The organism is Streptomyces incanus (genome assembly GCF_042656345.1).
GTDB lineage: Bacteria > Actinomycetota > Actinomycetes > Streptomycetales > Streptomycetaceae > Streptomyces > Streptomyces incanus.
On record NZ_JBHSPC010000077.1, the window covers coordinates 36973 to 43607 of the forward strand.

A 6635-nucleotide genomic window follows, 5' to 3' on the forward strand; every position below is an offset into this window, starting at 1 on the left:
CTCCGTACGGCCGTCGACGGACGGCGGGAAAGGCACCGATCATCCCCTAGGGTCTACGCACACGGGGCGACGGTGTGCACGGCAAGGTGTGAGGCGACGGTATGGCGCAGCAGGCGTACGTGACGGAGACGGACGACGGCGGCTCGGGGCCCGAGCAACGCCGGACATCCCGGCTTCGGCGCCTGTGGGACCGCCTGACCAGAGGCTGGCGCGGGGACCGCCGTATCTGGCGCCGGGGGGTGATCCTGGCCGTGTGCGCGGTGCTGCTCGCCCTGGTCATGGGCGCCCACGCCCGGATCCCCAACGTGGTCGGCAACCTGGGCAGCCTGCTCGAGACGTTCCTGCCGTGGCTGGGGCTGGCCATTCCGGTGCTGCTGGTGTCCGCCCTCGTCCGCAGGTCCGCCACCGCGCTGATCGCGGTGCTGCTGCCCGCGGTCGTCTGGCTGAACCTCTTCGGCGGCCTGCTCGTCGGCCGGGCCGGCTCCGGCGGCGACCTCACGGTGGCCACGCACAACGTCAACGCCCAGAACCCCGACCCGTCCGGCACCGCCCGCGACGTCGCCGCCTCGGGCGCGGACATCCTGGCCCTGGAGGAACTGAAGGCGTCGGCGGTCCCGACGTACCGGGAGGCGCTGGCGTCGACGTACAAGTACCACGCGGTGGTCGGCACCGTCGGGCTGTGGAGCAAGTACCCGCTGAGCGACGTGGCGGCCGTCGACATACGCCTCGGCTGGAAGCGCGCGATGCGGGCCACGGTGGCGACGCCCGAGGCGCGGGTCGCCGTGTACGTCGCTCATCTCCCCTCCGTACGGGTGAAGATGGAGGCCGGCTTCACCGCCCGCCAGCGGGACAGGAGCGCCGACGCCCTGGGCGCGGCCATCACGCGGGAGCCCCTGGAGAACGTCGTTCTGCTCGGCGACCTGAACGGCACGATGAACGACCGCGCCCTGAACGCCGTCACCTCCCAGATGCGTTCGACCCAGGGCGCGGCGGGCGACGGCTTCGGCTTCAGCTGGCCGGCGGCGTTCCCGATGGCGCGGATCGACCAGATCATGGTCAAGGGCGCGGAACCGCAGAGCTCGTGGTCGCTCCCCGAGACGACGAGCGACCACCTCCCCGTCGCGGCCCGGGTGAAGCTCGCGACGCCGGACGGCTGAGACCCCGGGGCGGTCCCGGGAACGGAGTTCCCGGGACCGCCCCGGGCCCTGCTCGCCCGCTCCCGCTACTCTCGCCAGCCGCTCGTGATCGGCAGCCGACGGTCCTTGCCGAAGCCCTTCGGGGAGATCTTCGTCCCCGGCGGGTACTGCCGCCGCTTGTACTCGGCCCGGTCGACCATCCGCAGTGTCTTCCTCACCAGTTCCGCGTCGAACCCGGCGGCGACGATCTCGTCCGCACCCCGGTCCCGGTCCACGTACAGCTCGAGGATCGCGTCGAGGACGGGATAGTCCGGCAGCGAGTCCGTGTCGACCTGGTCCGGCCGCAGTTCCGCGCTCGGCGGCTTCGTGATCGAGTTCTCGGGGATGGGCGGGGTCTCGCCCCGCGCCGCCGCGGAGCGGTTGCGCCATTGGGCGAGCCGGAACACCGACGTCTTGTAGACGTCCTTGATGGGCCCGTACGCCCCCACCGAGTCCCCGTACAGCGTCGAGTAGCCGACCGCCAGTTCCGACTTGTTGCCCGGCGCCAGGACGATGTGGCCCTCCTGGTTGGAGATCGCCATGAGCATCGTCCCCCGGAGCCGGGGCTGCAGGTTCTCCTCCGCCAGCCCGGACAGCCCCAGCGCCCCCATGTACGCGTCGAACATCGGCTCGATGGAGACGGTCCGGAAGTTCAGCCCGGTCCGCCGCGCCAGCTCCGCCGCGTCGCCCCTGGAGTGGTCCGAGGAGTACTTCGACGGCATGGTCACGCCGTGGACGTTCTCCGCGCCCACCGCGTCGCAGGCGATCGCGGCGACGAGCGCCGAGTCGATCCCGCCGGACAGGCCGATCAGCACCGACTTGAACCCGTTCTTCTCGACGTACGCCCGGAGCCCCACGACCAGCGCCGAGTACACCTCCTCGTCGTCCTCGAGAGGGGGCGCGGATGCCCCGGGCCGCTCCGGCGCGTACGCGGGCAGCGGTGCCTCGGACAGGACGACGCGGTCGATCCGCAGCCCGTCGTCGACCACCTCGCCGGCCGAGGGCGCCTCCGCGGCGGCCGCCGGGAGGTCGAGGTCGAGCACCACGCACTCCTCGGTGAACTGCGGCGCGCGCGCCACGACCTCGCCGTCACGGTCGACGACGATCGAGTCCCCGTCGAACACCAGCTCGTCCTGTCCGCCGGTCATCGCGAGGTACGCGGTCGTGCAGCCGGCCTCCTGGGCCCGCTTGCGGACCAGTTCGAGCCGGGTGTCGTCCTTTTCCCGCTCGTAGGGCGAGGCGTTGACGGAGAGCAGCAGCCCGGCCTTCGCCGACCGCGCGGCCGGGACCCGGCCGCCGTCCTGCCACAGGTCCTCGCAGATGGCGAAGGCGACGTCCACGCCGTGCAGCCGCAGGACGGGCAGCGTCTCGCCGGGCACGAAGTACCGGAACTCGTCGAAGACCCCGTAGTTCGGCAGATGGTGCTTGGCGAAGCTCAGCACGGCCTCGCCGCCGTACAGCACGGCCGCGGCATTGCGCGGCGCACCGGCGGGCTGGCCGTACTTCGGCTGGGCGGCGGTGCTGCGGTCGAGGTAGCCGACGAGCACGGGCAGCTCCCCGAAGCCCTCCTCGGCGAGCCGCGCGGCGAGGGAACGCAGGGCCTCGCGGGAGGCCTCCACGAAGGACGACCTCAGCGCGAGGTCCTCGACGGGATACCCGGTCAGCGCCATCTCCGGGAACGCCACGAGGTGGGCTCCCTGCTCGGCGCAGTGTCGGGTCCGGCGGACGATCGTGTCGGCGTTGGCGGTGAGGTCGCCGACACGCGAGTCGATCTGATTCAGAGCGAGACGAAGTTGAGGCACGCGGCCCAGTGTAATCGTCAATTCGACGCTATGGGGTCGGCGGGCTTCGGACGAACCGTGGACCACCGAGTGCCGGAAAATTTGAACGCGAGATGCGTATTACCTACGCTGCCCGGTATGAGGCTGCTGCGTTCCACCGACCTGGCCCTGCGGGTCCTGATGCGCCTCGCCGTGGCCGGAGGGGACGCCAACCCGACGACGCGTGAGGTCGCCGAGGCCATGGGCGTGCCCTACACCCATGCCGCGAAGGTCGTCGCCGAACTCCAGCACATGGAGCTGCTCACGGCCCGGCGCGGTCGCGGCGGCGGCCTCGCCCTCACGGAACAGGGCCGTACGGCATCGGTGGGCGCCCTGGTGCGCGCCTTCGAGGGCGATGGCGAGGTCGTCGACTGCGAGGGCGCGTCCGCGTCCGGAGCGGGCACGCCCTGCCCGCTCCGGTCCGCCTGCCGACTGCGCGGCGCACTGCGGCGGGCCCAGGAGGCGTTCTTCGCCTCGCTGGACCCGCTCACCGTGTCGGACATCGTCGCGAGCCCGACGGGCCCGCTGCTGCTGGAGATCTCCCGCACGCCTCGGCTGCCGCTGTAGCCCGCGGCCGTGCGGGGCGCGCTCAGCCCTGCTTGGCCAGCCAGAGGTCCGGGCCGAACACCTCGTAGTGGATGTCGGCCGGTGCGACGCCCTTGCCGATCAGCTGCTCCCGCACCCCGCGCATGAACGGCAGTGGACCGCACAGGTACGCGCGGGTGCCCGCCGCGACCGGTACGTCGGTGAGGTCGACGTAGCCGGTGGACGCGCCGACCGGGGCGTCGTGCTCGTAGAAGAGGTGGGCCGCCGCGTCCGGCAGCTTCGCCGCGTATGTCTCGTGGTCCGCGCGCAGGGCGTGGTCGGCGGGGGAGCGGTCGCCGTGCACGACGGTGACGGGGGCGTCGTAGCCGTGGTCGGCGAGGTGGGCCAGCATCGCGGTCATCGGGGTCACGCCGATGCCCGCGGAGGCGAGCAGCAGGGGGGCGGCGGGTTCGGTGTCGAGGACGAGATCGCCGTACGCCTCGGACAGCTCCAGGACGTCGCCGGCCCGCACGCGCGCGTGCAGGTGGCCGGAGACCTCGCCCTCGGGCGTCCCGTCGTCGTGCACGCGCTTGACGCTGAACTGCCGCTCGTCGGGGCCGGGCGCGCCGGAGAGGCTGTACTGGCGGATCTGCCGGGCGCCGTCGTCGAGGGTGACGCGGACGGAGACGTACTGGCCCGGGCGGAAGTCCCGCACCGGGCCCCCGTCGGCGGGGCGCAGCCGGAAGGAGGTGACGTCGGCGGTCTCGGTGACCCGCCCGACGACCTCCCACTCCCGCCAGCCGGGCCCGCCCTGCTCCTCGTAGAGCCGCTTCTCGATGGCGATGAGGGCGTTGGCCATCAGCCAGTAGACCTCCTCCCAGGCGGCCGCGACCTCGGGCGTGACGGCCTCGCCCAGGACCTCCACGATCGCGGCGAACAGGTGCTCGTGGACGATCGCGTACTGGTCCGGGGCGATGCCGAGCGAGGCGTGCTTGTGGGCGATGCGCCCCAGCAGCGCGTCGGGCCGGGTGTCGGGGTGCGCCAGCAGGTGCGTGGCGAAGGCCGCGATGGACCCGGCGAGGGCCTCGCGCTGGGTGCCGGCGGCCTGGTTGCCGCGGTTGAACAGGTCGCGCAGCAGCTCGGGGCGGGCCTCGAACATCCCGGCGTAGAACCGCTCGGTTATCTCACCGAGGGCCCCGCCGACGGCGGGAAGTGTGGCGCGGACGGTGGCGGCGGACTGCTCGGACAGCATCAGGTCTCCTCGTTCTCGACTGCCTTCTCGACTGCCTGCGCCACCCATTAAAACTTGCATCTTAAATACCAATTAAGGGGGGTGGGCGTCGGGCCGAGGGGCCGACCGTGTACAAGGCGTGCGCCGGAGGGAGGCCGGGGCATGCTGGACCGGAACCGGGCCGACCGTTACGGATGCGGGCCCAAGAGGGCAGGATGGACAGTGGGCGGAGCGGGCCACAGGGTGATACGTCCGGCGCGGCGGAGTCCCTTCACGCCATGCCGGGGACCCGTGGAACGATCAAGGTCGGCAACACGGGCGAAACCCGGATGTGGTGGGATGACCCGAGTGCCCGACCGCCGCCCGAGGAGGCCCCCCGGCGCGGGAGGGGCTGGCGGCCTGACCGGCGAGGATGGGGAAGCGGAAGATGGACAAGCAGCAGGAATTCGTGCTCCGGACGTTGGAGGAGCGCGACATCCGGTTCGTACGGCTGTGGTTCACGGACGTGCTGGGCTTCCTGAAGTCCGTGGCCGTGGCCCCGGCCGAACTGGAGCAGGCGTTCGACGAGGGCATCGGCTTCGACGGCTCCGCCATCGAGGGCTTCGCCCGGGTGTACGAGTCCGACATGATCGCCAAGCCGGACCCGTCGACCTTCCAGATCCTGCCGTGGCGCGCCGAGGCCCCCGGCACCGCCCGCATGTTCTGCGACATCCTGATGCCGGACGGCTCGCCGTCCTTCGCCGACCCGCGCTACGTCCTCAAGCGCGCGCTGGCCCGCGCCTCCGACCAGGGTTTCACCTTCTACACCCACCCGGAGATCGAGTTCTTCCTGCTGAGGGACAAGCCGGTCGACGGCAGCCGCCCGACCCCGGCGGACAACTCCGGCTACTTCGACCACACCCCGCACAACGTGGGCATGGACTTCCGCCGGCAGGCCATCACCATGCTGGAGTCGATGGGCATCTCGGTGGAGTTCTCCCACCACGAGGGCGCCCCCGGCCAGCAGGAGATCGACCTCCGCTACGCGGACGCGCTGTCCACGGCCGACAACATCATGACGTTCCGCCTGGTCATGAAGCAGGTGGCGCTGGAGCAGGGCGTGCAGGCCACGTTCATGCCGAAGCCGTTCTCGGAGTACCCGGGCAGCGGCATGCACACGCACCTGTCCCTCTTCGAGGGCGACCGCAACGCGTTCTACGAGTCGGGCGCGGAGTACCAGCTCTCCAAGGTCGGGCGCTCCTTCATCGCGGGCCTGCTGCGGCACGCGGCGGAGGTCTCCGCGGTCACCAACCAGTGGGTCAACTCGTACAAGCGCATCTGGGGCGGCTCCGAGCGCACCGCGGGCGCGGGCGGCGAGGCCCCGTCGTACATCTGCTGGGGTCACAACAACCGCTCGGCCCTGGTCCGCGTCCCGATGTACAAGCCCGGCAAGACCGGCTCCGCCCGCGTCGAGGTCCGCTCGATCGACTCCGGCGCCAACCCGTACCTGACATACGCGCTCCTCCTGGCCGCCGGCCTGAAGGGCGTCGAGGAGGGCTACGAACTCCCGCCCGGCGCCGAGGACGACGTCTGGGCCCTCTCCGACGCCGAACGCCGCGCCCTCGGCATCGAACCCCTCCCGCAGAACCTCGGCGAGTCCCTCGCCCTGATGGAACGCAGCGACCTGGTCGCCGAAACCCTGGGCGAACACGTCTTCGACTTCTTCCTGCGCAACAAGCGCGCCGAGTGGCACGAGTACCGCTCCGAGGTCACCGCCTTCGAACTCCGCAAGAACCTGCCGGTGCTGTAGCGCTCCGCTGCGGCGCGGAGACGGAAGTCCCGGCGATCACCCCGGCTCACCACCCGGTGTCCAGGTGCCCGGCTCGGCGGGGGAACTTCAGCGCC

At 71.6% G+C, this 6635-nt stretch carries 5 protein-coding genes; 3 read left to right on the top strand and 2 right to left on the bottom strand.

Features of this window, described 5'->3' with window-relative positions:
- The first annotated feature begins 101 nt into the window (after positions 1-101).
- Positions 102-1157 carry an endonuclease/exonuclease/phosphatase family protein gene (locus ACFP2V_RS23420; protein WP_381215856.1) on the top strand — a complete coding sequence of 352 codons (1056 nt, stop codon included), beginning with the start codon at positions 102-104 and terminating at the stop codon, positions 1155-1157.
- Between the two features lie 65 nt (positions 1158-1222).
- On the opposite strand, the gene ACFP2V_RS23425 is transcribed toward ACFP2V_RS23420, so the two are convergent.
- Positions 1223-2977: an NAD+ synthase gene (locus tag ACFP2V_RS23425; protein ID WP_381215859.1), complete on the bottom strand. Its 1755-nt coding sequence runs from the start codon at positions 2975-2977 to the stop codon at positions 1223-1225.
- A 117-nt stretch (positions 2978-3094) separates the two neighbouring features.
- Here ACFP2V_RS23425 and ACFP2V_RS23430 point away from each other — a divergent pair, with 117 nt between their 5' ends.
- A complete protein-coding gene (locus ACFP2V_RS23430; RefSeq protein ID WP_381215862.1) occupies positions 3095-3562 on the top strand; it encodes an RrF2 family transcriptional regulator in 468 nt (155 codons plus the stop codon).
- Between the two features lie 22 nt (positions 3563-3584).
- On the opposite strand, the gene ACFP2V_RS23435 is transcribed toward ACFP2V_RS23430, so the two are convergent.
- Positions 3585-4772: a globin domain-containing protein gene (locus ACFP2V_RS23435; protein WP_381215865.1), complete on the bottom strand. Its 1188-nt coding sequence runs from the start codon at positions 4770-4772 to the stop codon at positions 3585-3587.
- Between the two features lie 406 nt (positions 4773-5178).
- On the opposite strand from ACFP2V_RS23435, the gene ACFP2V_RS23440 reads away from it, so the two are divergent.
- Positions 5179-6540 (top strand): glutamine synthetase family protein, encoded by a 1362-nt coding sequence (locus ACFP2V_RS23440; RefSeq protein WP_381215868.1) that lies wholly within the window; start codon positions 5179-5181, stop codon positions 6538-6540.
- Positions 6541-6635 lie beyond the last annotated feature (95 nt).